Genomic DNA, 17,016 nt, shown 5'->3' with positions numbered 1-17,016 from the left:
GTTTTGCCGGATGTTGGCCGGGCGTTGATCGCCCAGCATGGCGTCACCGCTGAGCCTGAAGGCGCGTTCCTATCCGGGGCCGCCGGGTCGGCCCTGCGGTGCAGGACCGACCTCGCGCGGGCTGCCCGGGCGACGGCCGCGCCCGGGATGGGCTGGCGTGATGCAAGCCTGCGGTGCCTTCCATCCCAACCCCGCCCGGCCCACTTCCGCCTCTGCCTCACAAGGTGCACAGGTCTTCGGGCCCGGGCACTCTTGAAAGGTGATCCATGACCAAGTCATCCCAAGCCCCCCGTCGCCAGGCCCTGCAGCTGATGGGCGCGGCGTCCGTCCTCGCCCTCACCGGGCGCGAGGCCGCCAGCGGTGAGCTGCTCTACGGAGCGGCAGCGGCGGCCTGCCGCAACGACATCGAGTCCACCGCCGGGCCCTATCCCAATATCGACCCCCTGGAGCGGCGCGACCTGCGCGCCAACTCGCGCGGCAACACCAGCCTCAAGCCCGGTGCGCCGCTGACGCTCAAGATACGCATCCATGACGTCGAGAACGCCTGCGCGCCCATCCCGGGTGCGGTGGTGGACATCTGGGGCGCCGATGCCGTCGGCACCTACGCCGGCTATGCGCCCTTCAACACCGTGGGCCAGGACTTCTGCCGCGGCTACCAGCGCACCGACGCCAATGGCCAGGCCGAGTTCCTGACCCTGTTCCCCGGTAGCTACACGGGCCGCGCCCTGCACATCCACTTCTCCATCCAGAGCCAGGCCCGCAACCTGCGTCCCAATGACGACGGGCGCAACCTGCCGGACGTGTTCGTGGCCCAGCTCTACTTCGCGGCCAGCACCGCCAACGAGGTTTTCAGCAGCTACCCCGTCTACCAGCAGGGCGCGCGGCGCACGCCCAACGAGGCCGACAGCATCTATCTCAGCGATGGCGGCAGCACCTACATCGTCACGGTCACCAAGACGGCCAGCGGCTATGTGGGCGAGATCGACGTGGGCGTGCGCAAGGCCGCCATCGGCATGGGCACGCCCTCCACCGAGGTGCCGCTGTCGTCCGGCGTGCCGGTGGCGGTGAGCCTGGCCGCCAAGCAGACGCGGCTCTACAGCATCAAGCCGGCAGCCGGCGCCCGCCAGCTGCAGCTGCGGCTCAGCGGCGGCGCGGGCGATGGCGACCTGTTCCTGCGTGCCAACGGCGCGCCGACGCCCACGCTCTACGACCGCAAGTCCGACGGGCCCACGAATGCCGAGAGCATCACCTTGACGCCGGTCGCGGCCGGCGCCAAGTACTACGTGCTGGTGCAGGCCTATGCCGCGGTCTCGGGCGCCAGCCTGGTGGCCACGTTGAGTTGAGGCCGCCGGTGATTTGACGCGATGAGCGGGGATCCAAGGCCGCCCGCCCCGGCGCAAGGGGCGGGCGGCACGCTAGGATGCCGGGCTTTCCCTTCTTCGCCCGACCCCTGCCATGAGATCGTCCATCCACATCGTCGATGTTGATCGCACGGAGACCTGGACGCGCTACCGCAAGGGCCTGTGCGACAGCTGCGCCGCCAACTGCTGCACCATGCCCGTGGAGGCCCGCCTGGCCGACTTGGTGCGGCTGGGCCTGGTCGATGCATTCGAGGCCGAGCACGAGGCACCCAAGCATATCGCCAAGCGCCTGGCCAAGGCCGGGGTGATCGAGCACTTCAGCTTCAAGCACGAGATCTTCCAACTGGCCCGTCGCGCCGGTGGGGACTGCCAGTTCCTTGACGCGCAGAGCCGGCGATGCACGGTGTACGAGCGCCGCCCCGACATCTGCCGCAAGCACCCGCAGGTGGGGCCGCGGCCCGGCCACTGCCCCTACGGCGCACGTCGGGAGCCGGCTTCGCGCGACTGACGCTGCGGCTGGCCGCAGCATCCCGCCCGCATCTTCCCTCCCTGACCGGCGCCTTGGCCTGCAACCGCCCGCCCGACGATCCCAGCCGCTAGGCCGCTTGAGGCGCAGCCGCGCTTGGGTTAAAAAGACTGCCCAATGGCCGCAGAGCCAGGGTGTCATTCGGGCTTGACGGCTTTATGCGTCGAGGGTGAAAAAGACGCAGCGGCTGTTCCGCCTGACCATTCATCAGGAAGGAAATCGTCGTGCGCAACAACCAACCGGTCACCGACCGCGAGTACCTCTTTCCGCCCGGGCAGAACCTGGTATCAACCACGGATCTTCAAGGGCGCATCCTCTACTGCAACCCGGCCTTCGTCGAGGTCAGCGGCTTCGAGCGCGACGAGTTGCTGGGCCAGCCCCACAACATGATCCGCCATCCAGACATGCCGCCAGAGGCCTTCCGGGACATGTGGGAGACCATCGCCAGCGGCCATCCCTGGTCCGGCCTAGTTAAGAACCGCCGCAAGAACGGCGACCACTACTGGGTGATGGCCAATGTGACACCGCTGATGGAGGGCTCGCGCGTGGCCGGCTATATGTCGGTGCGCACGGAGCCTGAGCGCGAGCACGTGCGGGCCGCCGAGGCCCTCTACCGCAAGCTGCGCCACGAGGCGGACCAGGGGCGGCCGCTGCACCGCCTGCACCGCGGCCAGCTCGTGCGTGTCGATCTCCTAGGGCGGCTGAGGGCTCGCCTGCAGCTCGGGCCGCAGGGCGCGCTGGCCGGCCTTTTCCTGCTGCAGGCCCTGCTGCTGGCCCTGGTGTTCCAGCTGGGCAGCGCCTGGGCCGTGGCTGCCGGCGTGCTGAGTGCCCTGGCAGGCAGCTGGCTGGCCCGGCGGCTGCTGGCCGGCCCGTTGGATGACCTACTGCCCTTTGCCAACCGCATGGCGGCGGGCGATCTGACCCAAAGCATCAGCCAGTGCCAGAGGGGGCACAGCGGGCGACTGGCGCTGGCCATGAATCAGCTCAATGTGAACCTGCAATCGGTGGTGCGCGACGCGCGCACCGAGGCCCACAAGATGCAGGCCGCTACCTCGGACATCGCCACGGGCAATCTGGAGCTGTCCCAGCGCACCGAGTCGCAGGCCAGCAGCCTGCAGCAGACAGCGGCCTCCATGGAGCAGATCACCGGCACCGTGCGCCAGACCACTGCCTCGGCCCACCAGGCCACGGTGCTGGCTCGCGAGGCCAGTGCCGTGGCCGCCAACGGGCAGGCGGCGGTGGACGAGGTATCGCGCACCATGGATGCCATCCGACAGTCCTCCAGCAAGATGGCCGACATCATCCAGGTCATCGACACCATCGCCTTCCAGACCAATATTCTGGCCCTCAATGCTGCGGTGGAGGCCGCGCGGGCCGGGGATTCGGGGCGTGGCTTTGCCGTGGTGGCCAGCGAGGTGCGGGCCCTGGCCCAGCGCTCGGCTACGGCGGCGCGGGAGATCAAGGCGCTCATCGAAGCCTCTGCCTCCGACGTGGAGGCCGGCCATCGGCACGCAGGGGAGGCACAGCAGACCATGCATGGTGCCGTCGAGTCGGTGCAGCGGGTCGCGGCCCTGATCAGCGGCATCGAGCGTGCGGCCACCGAGCAGCTGGACGGCATCTCGCAGGTCAACTCGGCCGTCGCCAGCCTGGACATCATCACGCAGCAGAACGCCGCCCTGGTCGAGCAGATCGCGGCCGCCGCCGCTGCCCTCAAGGACCAGGCGGACACCGTCAGTGACACGGTGAGTATCTTCAAGGTGGAGTGGCAGCGGGAGGCTGCAGAGGCTCCGGATGCCGTGGCCCTGCGCAAGTCGGCCAAGGCCAGGCGCCAGGGCCTGCAGGTGCGGCCTGTGGTCTGAGCGTGGGGGCGACGCAGCGGTCCCGAGGCCGTACAGTCGCCCCCCATGCAAGACCAGCACCCTGACGCCCAGCACCCTGACGATCAGCACCCTGACGCCCAGAGCCCGCAGCCCATGGTCGAGGACGATCCGTCGCCGGCCTCTAGCAGCAGGCACGGCACGGCACGGCGCGAGAAGCTGGGCCTGGCCCTGGCCGGCGGCGGTTTCCGGGCCAGCCTTTTCCATGTGGGCGTGCTGCGCTACCTGGCCCGGGCCGATCTGCTGAGGTATGTGGAGGTGCTCTCCACGGTGTCCGGGGGCAGCCTGGTGGGGGCGCTGTATGTGCTGCAGCTGAAGCAAGTGCTGGAGGACCGGGATGCACGGGTGCCGGGCAGCGGGCCCCTGCGCCTGGAGGTGGACGACTACGTAGGCATCGTCGCCGAGGTGGAGGCGCGCATCCGCGAGATCGTCAGCCAGAACCTGCGCATGCGACTGCTGCTGAACGTGGGGCGATGGACAGCGATCAGCCTCGGCCTGGCCTCGCTGGGCAAGCACTTTGCGCGCTACCTGGACGCACAGCTGTTCAATCGGGTCTGCCAGCAGCTGCACAAGCAGTCGGCCGCGTTACAGCGGCGGCAGGGGGGCTGCCCGGAGGGGCCCTTCACGGACTTCATCCGCAGGCGACCGAAGTTCGCCCAGCCTCGCCTGAGCCTGCGTGCGCTGCGCATGTGCGCGGCGCGGGTCGATGCGCAGGGCGGCACGGAGAACTACAACCACGCCGCCTTGTGGAGCCCGGCGCCCGGCGCGAAGCCGGCCTCCGCCGTCACCCGGCTGATCGTCAACACCACCTCGCTGAACTCCAGCGGCCGCTTCTGGTTTTCGCATGCGGAGTTTGGCGAGTGGTACCTGGGCTATGTGCGGCAGGCCGACATCCGGGGCGACCTGTGGCCGCGCAAATGGCTGCAGCAGGAAGCCCGTTCCCTTGGCTCTGCGCAGGCGGCGCCGGAACAGGTCGAGCAGGCGCTGGCCGAGCTGTCGCGGGCCTACTGCAAGGAATTTCGCGTGGCCACCATGCCGGACGAGGCCGAGGTCCGGGCGCAGATGCTGGACCGCTGGCCGCTGCTGTGCTGGTGGCGCGAAGCGGAGCAGCCCCTGCAATGGCCGCGCCTGCTCGCCCTGCAGGCGCGCCTGGCGTCCTGCCGGCAGGGGCCGGCCGCGAAGTCGAGGACCGTGCCCAGGCTGGCCACCCTGCTGCGGGACATCGAGATGGGCAGGGCCCGGCAGCTGAAGAACTTCGCCTGGCTGCTGCGCGTCGGCCGGCATGGCATCAAGGGCGGCCCTGCCGTGCGCGATGGCATGAGCGACCTGCAGCTGGCGGCGGGCTTCATTGAAGCGCTCAAGGCCGTGGACGACGGCTGGTTGCCGGCGCTGGGCCTGGAGCCGGGTGCGGGCGCGGCGGCGATGCTGCAAGGGGGCGGCCAGGCCCAGGGCATGAGCGCGGCGCCCCTGCAGGACTGGGCCGACGCGCTCCTGCTGCTGGTGATCGAGGTCTACCAGTGCCGTTGCGCCGAGTTCATGTCACCCCATGTCTGGCGGGACTGGCAGGACATGCCCTTGTCGGAGGCCGTGGCGGCCTCGGCCTCCTTTCCGCCCGTGTTCCCGCCCCATGTGCTGTCGACCCTGGTGGACGATCGCAAGATCCGCGCGCTGGGCCTCACCGATGGTGGCGTGTTTGACAACCTGGGCAGCACCGCCCTGCTGGACGAGCAGTGCACCATGATCATCGCCAGTGATCCCGGCGGCGTCTTCGACACCCGCGCCCGCGAGGTGTCGGTGGGCCGCATCGGCCTCATGGGGCGCCTGGTGGAACTGCTGAGCGAGCGGCCCAACCAGCTGTTCCGGCATGAGCTGCGCGAGCGCCGGCGCATGGGCGAAGCCTTCGAGACCTTGGCGGCCGGCGCCGTGGGCGGGGACGCCGCCCAGTTCGTCGGCGCCCGCTCGCTGACGGCCCTGAGCACTTTTCGCATCGCTCCCGCGGCGGACCTCAACAGGCCGGGCAGCCGCGGCCAGCTGCTGTCGGCCGTTCGCACGGACCTCGATGTGTTCGGCCCGATTGAGCAAAACGCCCTGATCCAGCAGGGCGAGCATCAGGCTGAGCGGCACCTGCAGCGTCGTTTCGCGCCCGGCGCTGGCAGGCCTGTGCAGGTGGCGCAGCGCGAGCTGCCGGATCTGCCAGGGCCCACGGCCCGGGAGCAGGATGTCCTTGCCGTGGCCAGTCACCGCTTTTTGCGCCTGCCGCGCCTGTGGCCGCTCAGCTGCCTGCTGCTGCTGGTGCTCTTGATGGCTGCGGCCTGGCATTGGCCCTGGCCGGCCGCCTTGGACGCTGCCCTGGTGGCGTTCTGGCGAAGCCTGTCCTGCCTGCCCCAGGGGCCGGGCCTGCTGGGCGCGGCGACGCTGTCCGCGCTGTGGGCTCAGGTGGCGGCCTGGCACTACCTGCCCTTGCTGGCGCCGCCGGCACTGCCCCTGGCCTGGCTGGCCTTCAAGCGCTGGCTGGCCGCGCCTGGCCTCTGGCGGACGGGTTTTGCCGCGCTGGGCCGGTGGCTGCGCCGTTCGGCCCTCATGCTGGGCCTGCGGGCCGTTCATGAGCTGCTGCTGCGCTGGTCTGTCGGGCGCTGGCTGTTCGGACAGAGCGGGGCCACCTGGCGGCGGCGGCTGCGCTACGTCAGGGGGCTCGTCGTGTATGGCCTGGGCCTGGTGCTGCTGCCCGGCACCCTGGGCCCCCTGTGGATGATGCTGCCGCTGCTGTTCGCGCTGGCGCTGGCGGGCGTTGGCCTGCTGTCGCTGGGCACCACCTGGCTGTACCGGCGGCTGACGCGCTGAAGGGGGGCGACGGCCCCATTGCCCCGACGCGCCAGCCCTCGCGGCCGATCCGGGATAATCGGCCCGTCCCCCATTCCAGGGGCCCGACCCTCTCGCTGCAGCATCCATGTCGAATCTGATTGTTCACGGCGGTACCCCGCTGGCTGGCCGCATCATCCCCTCGGCCAACAAGAACGCCATCCTGCCCATCCTCTGTGCCACCTTGCTCACCGCCGAGCCGGTGCGTCTGCGGGGCATTACCGAGATCACCGACGTCAAGAAGATCCTCGAGGTCTTCCGCAAGCTGGGCAGCACGGTCGAGGTCGATTACAAGACCGGCATCCTGGACGTGCACCACCGGGACACCCACTTCGACGCCGCCACCGACCGCCTGCCCGAGGAAATGCGCTCGTCCATCATGCTGGTGCCCGGCCTGATGGCGCGCTTCGGCGCCGCCCGCATCGAGGACGACGTCAAGGGCTGCACCCTGGGCGCTCGCGAGATCGATCCGCATGTGGAAGTCTTCGAACGCTTCGGTGCCAGCGTGCAACGCCTGCCCGATGGCCTGCTGCTGAGCGTGGACCGCCCGCTCAAGGGCAATGACCACTGGACGGACTACGCCTCCGTCACCACCACCGAGAATTTCGTGCTCTGCGCCGCGCTGGCGCAGGGCACGTCCACGCTGATGAACGCGGCCTCGGAGCCGCATGTGCAGGAATTCTGCGCCTTCATGCAGATGCTGGGCGCGAAGATCGAAGGCCTGGGCACCTCGCGCCTCAAGATCACCGGCGTGGAGCGCCTGGGCGGCGGAGACTTCAGCTTCGCCGAGGACTTCCACGAAATCGTCACCTTCCTGGCCCTGGGCGCCATCACGGGCGGCGACGTCCAGGTGAAGAATTCCCAGCCCGAGCAGTTCCCGCTGATCGACCGCACCTTCGCCAAGTTCGGCGTGCACATCGAGCACAAGGACGGCTGGTCGCGCGCCCTCACGCAGGGCCCGCTGAAGGTCAAGGAGCCCTTCACCCGCAACATCCTGCAGAAGGTCGAGGCGGCGCCTTGGCCTTACCTGCCCGTGGACCTGCTGCCCATCTTCGTGGCCCTGGGCGTCAAGGCCGAAGGCAGCGTGATGTTCTGGAACAAGATCTACGACGGCGCCATGGGCTGGACCTCGGAGCTGTCCAAGTTCGGCGCGCATGCCTTCCTGTCCGACCCGCACCGCATGGTCACCTTCGGCGGCAAGCCCCTGCATGCGGCGGAGGTGGAGAGCCCCTACATCATCCGCGTGGCCATCGCCCTGCTGATGGTGGCGGCGTCCATCCCGGGGCGCTCGGTGATCCGCAATGCCACGCCCATCCGGCGGGCGCACCCGCATTTCGTCGAGAACATCTGCACGCTCGGTGCCCGTATCGAGTGGGTGGAGGGGGACTGACCCGCCCCTTGGGCTGGCCCAACCCTGATACTGCGGCGAGTTTCCTGCTGTCCGAACGCTGCCCCGGCCCATGGCCAAGTTCCTGTCGTCCCTGCTGTTGAGTCTGGCCCTGCTGCCCTGCGCGGCACGGGCGACAGAGCCGCTGCCGACCCTGCACTGGCTGGTGCAGGACGTGCCGCCGCATTTCAGCTACGTACGGCCTGGCCAGGTGCCGCAGACGGTGGAGGACATCGGCCAGGGCGAGCTCGACGGCTTCATGCGCATCCTGGTGCGGCGCCTGCCGCAGTACCGCCACGTGCTGCTGGAGATGCCCTTCACCCGCTTCGAGCTCCAGGCGCGCCAGGGCCAGACACTGTGCTCCGTCCTGCATGTGAAGACGCCGGAGCGCCTGGGCTGGCTCTATTTCAGCCACCTCTATCCGCCGCTGTTCTCGCGCCAGCTGCATGTGGTCGTCCACAAGGACCGCCTGGCGCAGTTCGAGACCGCGATCACCGGTCAGCCCCTGCAGCTGGCGGATCTGCTGCAGCGTCAGGAATTGCAGGGCCTGCTGCCGCGGGATCGTGCCTTCGGGCCTCGCATCGACGCCTTGCTGAAGCAGGCGGGAGATGCCGCGCCGCGCACGGTGGTGCCCAATCGCAACATGCACCTGCTGCACATGCTGCGGGCCCGGCGTATGGACTACACGCTGGAGTACCCCTCGGTGGTCGATGAGTTCATGCGCCTCAACGGCGGGGACGACCTGGTCAAGCTGCCCCTGGCCGAGGGCCGCAGCACGCAGCTGGCCACCGTGGCCTGCACGCGCAATGCCGACGGCCGTCAGCAGATCGAGGCCATCGACGCCGCCGTGCGCCGCCTGGCGCAGGAGAAGGACCGCGAAGCCTGGCAGCGCAGCTGGCGCAGGGAGCCTCTGGACGAGCAGGACCGCCAGCGCGTCAACCGCTATATGGACGAGCGGGCCCGCGGCGGCCCCGTCATTGAATGAGCCGTCCGCCCAAGCTGGCCCTGCCCATGCGCGAGGGTGTCAGCGCCTCGGCCCTGGCCTGCCCGCCGGGGGACTGGCCGCTGCTGCTGGACTTCCTGGCCCATCGCCTGCCCCTGGTCAGCCGCGAGGACTGGGCCGGGCGCATGGCCGGCGGCGAGGTGCTGGGCCCGCAGGGTCAGGTCTTGCCTGAGGGCACGCCCTACCGCGGCGGGCAGCGCATCTACTACTACCGCCGTGTGGCCCGGGAGACTCCCGTGCCCTTCGAGGAGCTGCTGGTCCATGTGGACGATCAGCTGGTGGTGGCCGACAAGCCGCATTTCCTCTCGGTGACGCCCAAGGGCCGCCATGTGCAGCAGACTCTGCTGACCCGGCTCAAGCGTCGCCTGGGCCTGCAAGACCTGACCCCCATCCATCGCCTGGACCGCGAGACGGCGGGGCTCACTGTGTTCTGCGTGCAGCCCGCGCACCGCGATGCCTATCAGCGCCTCTTTCGCGAACGCAGCGTGGACAAGGTCTACGAAGCCGTGGCTGCGGCGCCACCTTCCGGGCTTGCGCTGCCACAACGTTACCGCAGCCGGCTCGTGGAACGCGAAGGCGAGGCCTTCATGCAGATGGCTGAGGCGCCGGGCGAGCCCAATGCCGAGACCGACATCCGCTGCCTGCGGCTGCTGGGCCCGGGGCGGGCGCTTTACGAGCTGCGTCCGTTGACCGGCCAGAAGCACCAGCTGCGGGCGCAGATGTGCGCACTGGGCCTGCCCCTGGCGGGCGATCGCATCTATCCGTTGCTGCAGCCGCCGCGCGAGGACTTTGACCAGCCTTTGCAGCTGCTGGCTCGGTCCATCGCCTTCGTCGATCCCGTCAGCGGGGCGCCGCGGGCCTTCCGTTCGGAGCGCCAGCTGGCGCTGGTCGAGGCCGCAGGCGGCGCGCCCACGGCCTGACGGGGCGGCCGCTGCGGGCCTCGAGCGCCCCTGTGCGATTTGCGGCCTTCGCGCCCTGCCATCACCCCAGCAGGAGGGAGCAACAAGGCGCAACAGCAGCCTGGCGCGCCAGGCCGGCCGGCCTACACTGCCAGCGCCCCGGTCGAGCAAGGGGCGGGAGCAGAACAATGGCAGCGATGGGCAGAGGAGTGAAGATCCTGGCAGGCGTGGGCCTGGCGGCGGCGGTGGCCGCGGCGGGCTGGTGGGGCTGGCAGCGCCAGCGCGGTGCCCCCGAGGCCAGCGAGGCCGACAGCGGCCCGCCGGCCGCCTTCGCGCTGGCGGACTGCAAGGCCCGGCTCTTCGACGGCTCGCCGGCCATCGCGGTGATGTTCACCCAGGCCCTGGCCGGGGGGCAGGACTTCGGCAAGCTGCTCACGGCAACCGAATCCGCCCCCAACGAGGAGGCCGACAAGGCCACGCCCGTCGAGGCCCGCTGGGTGCTGGGCGACAACCCCCGCGTGCTCTACCTCCCCTACGTGAAGCCCGAGCGCAAGTTCCGAGTGAAGCTGGCCGGCGAGCTGGCGGCCCGGGCCGGCGCGACGCTGGCCACGCCCCAGCAGTGCGAGGTGGCCAGCGAGGCCATGCCCGACGCCTACTACTTCGCCAGCCGCGGCACCGTGCTGCCGGCTGAGATCAACGGCGGCCTGCCCGTCGTGACCGTCAACACCCCCCAGGTCGATGTGCAGTTCCTGCGCATCCGCCCCGAGAACCTCAGCGCTTTTCTGGACCAGGTTGGCGGACGGCGCGAGCGCCCGAAGGCGGCCAGCTACGAGGAAGGCAGCGAGGACTACGAAGGCGGCTACTACTACGAGGATCCGGGCCGCCGGCTCAAGGGCCGGACCTCCGGCTATGTGCTGGACCAGCTGCGCGGCATGTCCGACAGCGTCTACATCGGCCGCTTCACCACTGACGAGCGTTCCAACCGCCGCAACGTCTCCTTCCTGCCTGTCGAGCGCATCAAGGAGCTGCAGGAGCCGGGCATCTACGTGGCGGTGATGAACACGCCGGGCCGTTTCGGCTGGGACTACCAGGTCACGCACTTCTACGTCACCGACATCGGCCTGCACCTGCGCCGCCATGCCGCGCAGCTGGATGTGTTCGCCACCTCGCTCAAGAGCGGCACGGCGCTGTCCGGCACCGAGCTGACCCTGGTGGATGAGGCTGGCAAGGCCCTGCAGCAGCTCAGCAGCGACGGCCAGGGCCATGGCGTCTTCACCCAGAAGCTGGACAAGGCCCGCGTGGTGCTGGCCCGGCGGGGCAAGGAGATGTCCGTGCTCTCGCTCAACGATGCGGCGCTGGACCTCTCGGAGTTCGACGCCATCGGGCACCCCTCGCGCAACAACAAGCTCTTCATCTATGCCGGGCGTGACCTCTACCGCCCCGGCGAGAGTTTCCAGGCCTCGGTATTGGCCCGCGACGCCGACGGTCGCGCCTGGGACAAGGCCGTCCCGCTGACCCTGAGCCTCAAGAAGCCCGACGGCAGCAATGCCGCCACCCTGCTGGTACGCCCGGGGACCACCGGCGCCGGCTACTACCAGCAGGCCATCACCCTGCCGGCCGACGCCCCCACGGGCCGCTGGCAGCTGCAGGCGCGCGTGGACCCGGCCGCCAAGCAGCCGGACGCGCAATGGGGCTTCCAGGTCGAGGAGTTCCTGCCCGAGCGCATGAAGCTGCAGCTCAACGCCGCCGAGGCCGTGCTGACGGGCGACGCCGCGCTGCGCGTGGACGTGCAGGGCGACTACCTCTATGGCGCGCCGGCCTCGGGCAACCGCGTCCAGGCCAGCCTCTACACGGAGCGTCAGCTCAACCCCCTGGCCCGCGCACTGCCCGGCTTCATCTTCGGCGACTTTGCCGACGACAAGGCCCAGAAGCGCAGCGACGCCGAGGACGACGAACTGGACGACAAGGGCCACACCACCCTCAATTTCCACCCCGCGCTGCGCGAGCGCAGCTCCCCCATGCTGCTGCGCGCCAGCGTCAGCCTGCTGGAAAGCGGCGGCCGCCCGGTGGTGCGCTCGCTGGAGCGCAGCTGGTGGCCGGCCGAGCAGCTGCTGGCTATCCGCCCGCTCTTCGATCGCAACGTGGTGCAGGAAGGCGGCTTGGCCGAGTTCGAGCTGACCCGTGTGGATGCCGCCGGCAAGTTCCACCCGGCCGCTGAGCTGCAGCTGCGACTCGTCTACGAGGAGCGGCAGTGGTACTGGCGCTATGACGACAGCCGCGGATGGCATTCGGGCTTCAACACCCAGGAAGAGCTGGTGGAGGCCCGCCAGATCAAGCTGGACAAGCGCAGCAAGATCGCGCTGCCGGTGCGCTGGGGCCGCTACCGCCTGGAGATCGCCGATCCGACGACGCAGCAGACCCTGCGCTACGGCTTCTATGCCGGCTGGGGCGCTCAGGATGCCGACGATGTCGGCAACCGGCCCGACCGCGTGCAGCTCAAGCTGGAGGGAGCGCCCTTCAAGCCGGGCCAGAAGGCGAAGCTTGAGATCAAGCCGCCGCATGACGGCGAAGCCCTGGTGACGGTGGAGGGCGACCGCGTGCTGTGGAGCGAGCGCCTGGCCGTGAAGGCGCGCGGCACCACGGTGGAGATCCCCGTGGCCGAGGACTGGAAGCGACATGACCTCTACATCACCGTGGCTGCCTTCCGGCCCGGCAGCCAGGGCGACAAGGTCACGCCGGCCCGCGCCCTGGGCCTGGTGCACCTGCCCCTGTGGCGCGAGGACCGCAAGCCCAAGGTGGAGCTGGTCGCGCCGCCGAAGGCCACGCCGGAGCAGTCACTGCCCATCAAGGTCAAGGTGCCGCAGCTGGCCGGCAAGCCAGCCCTGGTGACCGTGTCTGCGGTGGACGTGGGCATCCTCAGCATCACCCGCTACAAGACGCCGGACCCGCAGGATTTCTTCTTCGGCAAGCACCGCTACGGCGCCGACCTGCTGGACCTCTACGGCAAAGTGATCGAGCGCATGGAGGGCAATGCCGCCCGCCAGCGTTTCGGCGGCGATGCCGGCAAGCGCGACACCCAGAGCATGCCGCGCAAGGTGCTGCTGGTGGACCTCTTCAGCGGCCCGGTGCAGCTCGATGCCAAGGGCGAGGCCACGGTGAGCCTCAAGCTGCCGGACTTCAACGGCACCCTGCGCGTGATGGCCGTGGTGTCCAGTATCGACAGCTATGGCAGCGCCCAGGCGGAGACCGTGGTGGCCGCGCCCCTGGTGGCCGAGCTGTCCATGCCGCGCTTTCTCTCGCCCGGTGATAAGGCCACCATCGCGCTGGACGTGAGCAACCTCTCCGGCAGCGCCCGCGAGGTCAGGGTGCGCCTGGAGGCCGACGGCCCGCTGCGCGTGGCCGCGCAGCCCGAGCCCGTGCAGCTGGCCGACAAGCAGCGCAAGGTGCTGAGCTTCCAGGTCGAGGCGACCGAGGCAGCGGGCCTGGTGCCGCTCAAGCTGCATGTGCAGGCCGGCGAGCTGAAGCTGACGCGCGAGGCTGCGCTGCAGCTGCAGCCGCTGACCCCGCCCGTTCATGAGCTCAAGCGCACGCGCCTGGAACCCGGCGCCACGCTGAAGCTCGATGCCAACCTGCTCGACGGCTATTGGGGCGGCTCGGCCAGCGCCACGCTGAGTCTCTCCGACAAGCCGCCCATCGACATCCGCGAGCAGGTCAAGGGCCTGCTGGGCTACCCCTATGGCTGTCTTGAGCAGACCACCAGCAGCGCCTACCCGCTGGCCATGATCGATGAGGAGGCCGCCAAGGCCTTCGGCGTCACGCCGGTCCCCCGCGAGGAGCGTGCCCGCCGCCTGGACAGCGCCTTCGGCCGCCTGGCCGGCATGCAACAGGCCAAGGGCGGCTTCGGCCTCTGGGCCAACACCAGCCCCTACGAGGCCTGGCTGTCGGCCTATGTGACCGGCTTCCTGCAGGACGCCAAGGACGCCGGCTTCGCGCCCCCCGAGAGCATGCTCAGCCGCTCCATGGACAACCTCCTGGAGCAGTTCCAGCGCAGCCCCGGCCAGCAGACCCAGCCGCCCAAGGAGCCCAAGCGGGATGACAAGGGCCGGGTGGCCAGCTACAGCGACATCGAGCTGATCCGCATCGCCCACCAGCGCTTTGCCGAAGCGGCCCATGCGGGCTATGTGCTGGCGCGCGCGCAGAAGGCGCCGCTGGCCACGCTCAAGACCCTGCATGACCAGTACCGCGGCAATGCCCGCTCGCCCCTGCCCCTGATCCACCTGGGCCTGGCCCTCAAGCTCATGGGCGACGAGAAGCGGGCCAGGCAGGCCCTGGACGAGGGCCTGAACCGCGCCTACGGCATCAACCCGTCGTTTGCTGCGGCGCAGGAGTCGTGGTGGGAAGAGTGGCTGGGCGACTACGGCAGCCGTGTGCGCGACCAGGCCATGGCCTATGCGCTGCTGGCCCGTCACGGCATCCAGCACGAACGCCGCGAAGGCCTGCTCTTCGACCTGGCCGGCGACTTCGACCGCCGCCGCTACTTCTCCACCCAGGAGCGCCTGGCGCTCTTCCTGGCGGTGCGAAGCGCCCATGGCCAGGCGGGCGGGGAGGGCTGGAGCGCCAGCCTGCAGACGGGCAGCGGCGCGCCCGAGGTGCTCAGCGGCAAGGAGACGGCACAGCGCGACGTCGCTGCCACCCGGCTCAAGGCGGGCGCCGTGCTGAAGAACGAGGGCAAGGGCTCGCTGTTCGTAGAGCTGCATGCCCAGGGCTATCCGACCAAGCCCCTGTCGTCGCAGACCGACAGCATCGTGATCGAGCGCAGCCTCTTCACCATCGATGGCAAGCCCGTCACCGCGCGCCAGTTCACTACCGGCGAGATGCTCGTCGTGCGCCTGCGCGCCACGGCCAGGCGCCCCATCAAGGACGGTCTGATCGTGGACCGCATCCCGGCCGGCTTCGAGGTGGAGAACCTCAACCTCAGCCAGGGACCGCAGGCCGGCGAGTTCACCGTGGAGGGGCAGAACATCGCCCAGGCCAACGCGAACACGCGCATCGTGCACACCGAGTACCGAGATGACCGCTTCGTGGCCGCCGCGCAGCTGGACGGCAGCCCGCTGGATGTCTTCTACCTCGTGCGCGTGGTGACCCCGGGCCGCTACCAGGTGCCGGCGCCCTTTGCCGAGGATATGTACCGGCCCGAGCTGCGCGGCATCGGCAAGTCGGAGGCCGAGATCACTGTCCTCAACAAAAAATGAAGCCACGCCCTGATCGTGCTCGCCTGAACGGCGTGCAGGCCTCGCATCGATGACGCGGCCATGCCTGCACGATTGAGCCTGATGCGCCGGGCCCCGCGCCGCCGGGCCTGGTGCGTGCTCGCCGTCCTCGTGCTGGCGCTGCTGGGCCTGGACCGACTCTTTCCGCTGCCAGCCGCGGCCTGGCCGGACAGCCCGGCGCGGCGGCCGCTGGAAGCGGTTGCAGTGCTGGCCGAGGACGGCACGCCGCTGCGCTACTGGCCGGGCGCGGACGGCGCCATGCGGCACCGGGTCACGCTGGAGCAGGTCTCGCCGCTGTATGTCGAGGCCCTGCTGGGCTACGAGGACCGCGCCTTCTGGTGGCACCCCGGCATCAATCCGGCGGCCCTGCTGCGGGCCGCGTGGCAATGGCTGCGGGCAGGGCAGGTGGTGTCGGGCGGCTCCACGCTGACCATGCAGGTGGCTCGCCTGCTGGACGCGGAGTGCGCCGATCGCCAGCGCAATCTGCAGACCTGCGCCACCCGCAGCGTTGGCGCCAAGGTGCGTCAGATGCTGCGCGCCCTGCAGCTGGAATGGCACCTCGGCAAGCGTGAGATCCTCACGCTCTACCTCAACGAGGCGCCCATGGGCGGCATGGTGGAGGGGGTGGAGATGGCGGCGCAATCCTACCTTGGAAAGTCCGCGCGCTATCTGTCCCATGCCGAAGCGGCGCTGCTGGCGGCTCTGCCGCAGAGCCCCTCGCGGCTGCGACCCGATCGCCACCCGGCCCTGGCCCAGCTCGCGCGCGACAAGGTGCTGGATCGCCTCATGAGCCAAGGCGCCTGGAACGCCGCACAGGTGCAGGACGCCAAGCTGGAGAGGGTCTTTGCACCCCCCCTGCGCTCGCGCGTGCTCGCCCCGTTGCTGGCTGAGCGTCTGCGCCAGCGTGGGCTGAAGGCAGGGCAGGCTGTGGTGCCTTCCCTGCTGGATGCGGGCCTGCAGCAGCGCCTGGAGCAAGTTCTGCTGGACCGGCTCAACACGCTGCCAGAGCAGGTCTCCATCGCCGCGCTGGTCGTGGACAACAGCGACGGCGCCGTGCGCGCCTACGCGGGCTCGGCCGATTTCAGCGACATGAAGCGTGCAGCCCACGTGGACATGGTGCGCGGTCTGCGCTCCCCGGGGTCCACGCTCAAGCCCTTCCTCTATGCCATGGCCCTGGACCAGGGCCTGGTGCACTCCGAAAGCCTGCTGGTCGATGCGCCGCAGAACTTCGGCGGCTATGCGCCCGGTAATTTTCAGGCGGATTTCTCGGGGCCGGTGAGTGTGTCCGAGGCCCTGCAGCGCTCGCTCAACGTGCCGGCGGTGGACCTGCTGGAGCGTCTGGGTCCCGAACGTTTCGCGGCCCAGTTGCGAGGGGCGGGCCTGCGTCTGCGCATGCCGGCCAATGCCACGCCCAACCTGAGCCTGATCCTGGGCGGCGGCAGCACGCGGCTGGAGGAGCTGGTGGGCGCCTACACGGCCCTGGCCCGCGGTGGCGAGGCCCTGCTGCCGCGCCTGCAGGCCGAGGATCCCATGCGCCCGACGCGCCTGATGAGCGAGGGCGCCGCCTTCATCGTGCGGGAGATCCTGGAGAACGGCGGCCGCCCTGGCGCGCCCTTCCGGGAGTCCGAGGCCCGCATTGCCTGGAAGACGGGCACCAGCTTCGGCTTCCGCGATGCCTGGGCCTTGGGCGTGACGGATCGCTACACCCTGGGCGTCTGGATGGGCCGCCCGGACGGCACGCCCAACCCGGGCCACTTCGGCGCCAACAGCGCGGCGCCGCTGCTGCGCGACCTGGCCGCCGCCCTCGGGCCCCAGCAGCTCGCACCGCGCCGCC

The 17,016-nt window shown here is 70.0% G+C and carries 9 protein-coding genes; all 9 read left to right on the top strand.

All coding sequences use genetic code 11. The features are described from left to right. Positions 1-266 precede the first annotated feature (266 nt). Positions 267-1,343, top strand: coding sequence for a pre-peptidase C-terminal domain-containing protein (locus H5407_RS05375; RefSeq protein WP_183103412.1), 1,077 nt, complete (start codon positions 267-269; stop codon positions 1,341-1,343). 112 nt (positions 1,344-1,455) lie between these two features. Next, a complete protein-coding gene (locus H5407_RS05370) occupies positions 1,456-1,869 on the top strand; it encodes a YkgJ family cysteine cluster protein (RefSeq protein ID WP_183103411.1) in 414 nt (137 codons plus the stop codon). A 242-nt stretch (positions 1,870-2,111) separates the two neighbouring features. Then, a complete protein-coding gene (locus tag H5407_RS05365) occupies positions 2,112-3,746 on the top strand; it encodes a PAS domain-containing methyl-accepting chemotaxis protein (protein ID WP_183103410.1) in 1,635 nt (544 codons plus the stop codon). A gap of 45 nt (positions 3,747-3,791) precedes the next feature. Further along, a complete protein-coding gene (locus H5407_RS05360; RefSeq protein ID WP_183103409.1) occupies positions 3,792-6,605 on the top strand; it encodes a patatin-like phospholipase family protein in 2,814 nt (937 codons plus the stop codon). A gap of 106 nt (positions 6,606-6,711) precedes the next feature. Beyond that, the gene (locus tag H5407_RS05355) at positions 6,712-8,013 is read left to right on the top strand and encodes a UDP-N-acetylglucosamine 1-carboxyvinyltransferase (RefSeq protein ID WP_183103408.1); all 1,302 of its coding nucleotides are present in this window, start codon (positions 6,712-6,714) and stop codon (positions 8,011-8,013) included. Positions 8,014-8,083: 70 nt separating this feature from the next. After that, the gene (locus H5407_RS05350) at positions 8,084-8,995 is read left to right on the top strand and encodes a hypothetical protein (protein WP_183103407.1); all 912 of its coding nucleotides are present in this window, start codon (positions 8,084-8,086) and stop codon (positions 8,993-8,995) included. Further along, positions 8,992-9,933, top strand: coding sequence for a pseudouridine synthase (locus H5407_RS05345; RefSeq protein WP_183103406.1), 942 nt, complete (start codon positions 8,992-8,994; stop codon positions 9,931-9,933). Before H5407_RS05350 ends, H5407_RS05345 begins: the two co-directional genes overlap by 4 nt. A gap of 167 nt (positions 9,934-10,100) precedes the next feature. Continuing rightward, entirely contained in the window at positions 10,101-15,164 is a 5,064-nt protein-coding gene (locus H5407_RS05340) for an alpha-2-macroglobulin (protein ID WP_220800489.1), read from the top strand. Between the two features lie 72 nt (positions 15,165-15,236). Beyond that, the coding region (gene pbpC, locus H5407_RS05335; RefSeq protein WP_404935595.1) for a penicillin-binding protein 1C at positions 15,237-17,016 on the top strand (1,780 nt) is incomplete at its 3' end.

Origin of the sequence: Mitsuaria sp. WAJ17 (assembly GCF_014174515.1) — a bacterium.
In the GTDB taxonomy this organism is placed as follows: domain Bacteria; phylum Pseudomonadota; class Gammaproteobacteria; order Burkholderiales; family Burkholderiaceae_C; genus Roseateles_B.
The sequence above is the reverse complement of the archived record's forward strand: the minus strand, read 5'-3'. Positions and strand labels throughout refer to the sequence as shown.

What these genes read in the sequence shown, in the direction of transcription:
- H5407_RS05375 (WP_183103412.1), top strand. Translation starts at nt 267, where the DNA reads ATGACCAAGTCATCCCAAGCCCCCCGTCGCCAGGCCCTGCAGCTGATG.
- H5407_RS05370 (WP_183103411.1), top strand. Translation starts at nt 1,456, where the DNA reads ATGAGATCGTCCATCCACATCGTCGATGTTGATCGCACGGAGACCTGG.
- H5407_RS05360 (WP_183103409.1), top strand. Translation starts at nt 3,792, where the DNA reads ATGCAAGACCAGCACCCTGACGCCCAGCACCCTGACGATCAGCACCCT.
- H5407_RS05355 (WP_183103408.1), top strand. Translation starts at nt 6,712, where the DNA reads ATGTCGAATCTGATTGTTCACGGCGGTACCCCGCTGGCTGGCCGCATC.
- H5407_RS05350 (WP_183103407.1), top strand. Translation starts at nt 8,084, where the DNA reads ATGGCCAAGTTCCTGTCGTCCCTGCTGTTGAGTCTGGCCCTGCTGCCC.
- H5407_RS05345 (WP_183103406.1), top strand. Translation starts at nt 8,992, where the DNA reads ATGAGCCGTCCGCCCAAGCTGGCCCTGCCCATGCGCGAGGGTGTCAGC.
- H5407_RS05340 (WP_220800489.1), top strand. Translation starts at nt 10,101, where the DNA reads ATGGCAGCGATGGGCAGAGGAGTGAAGATCCTGGCAGGCGTGGGCCTG.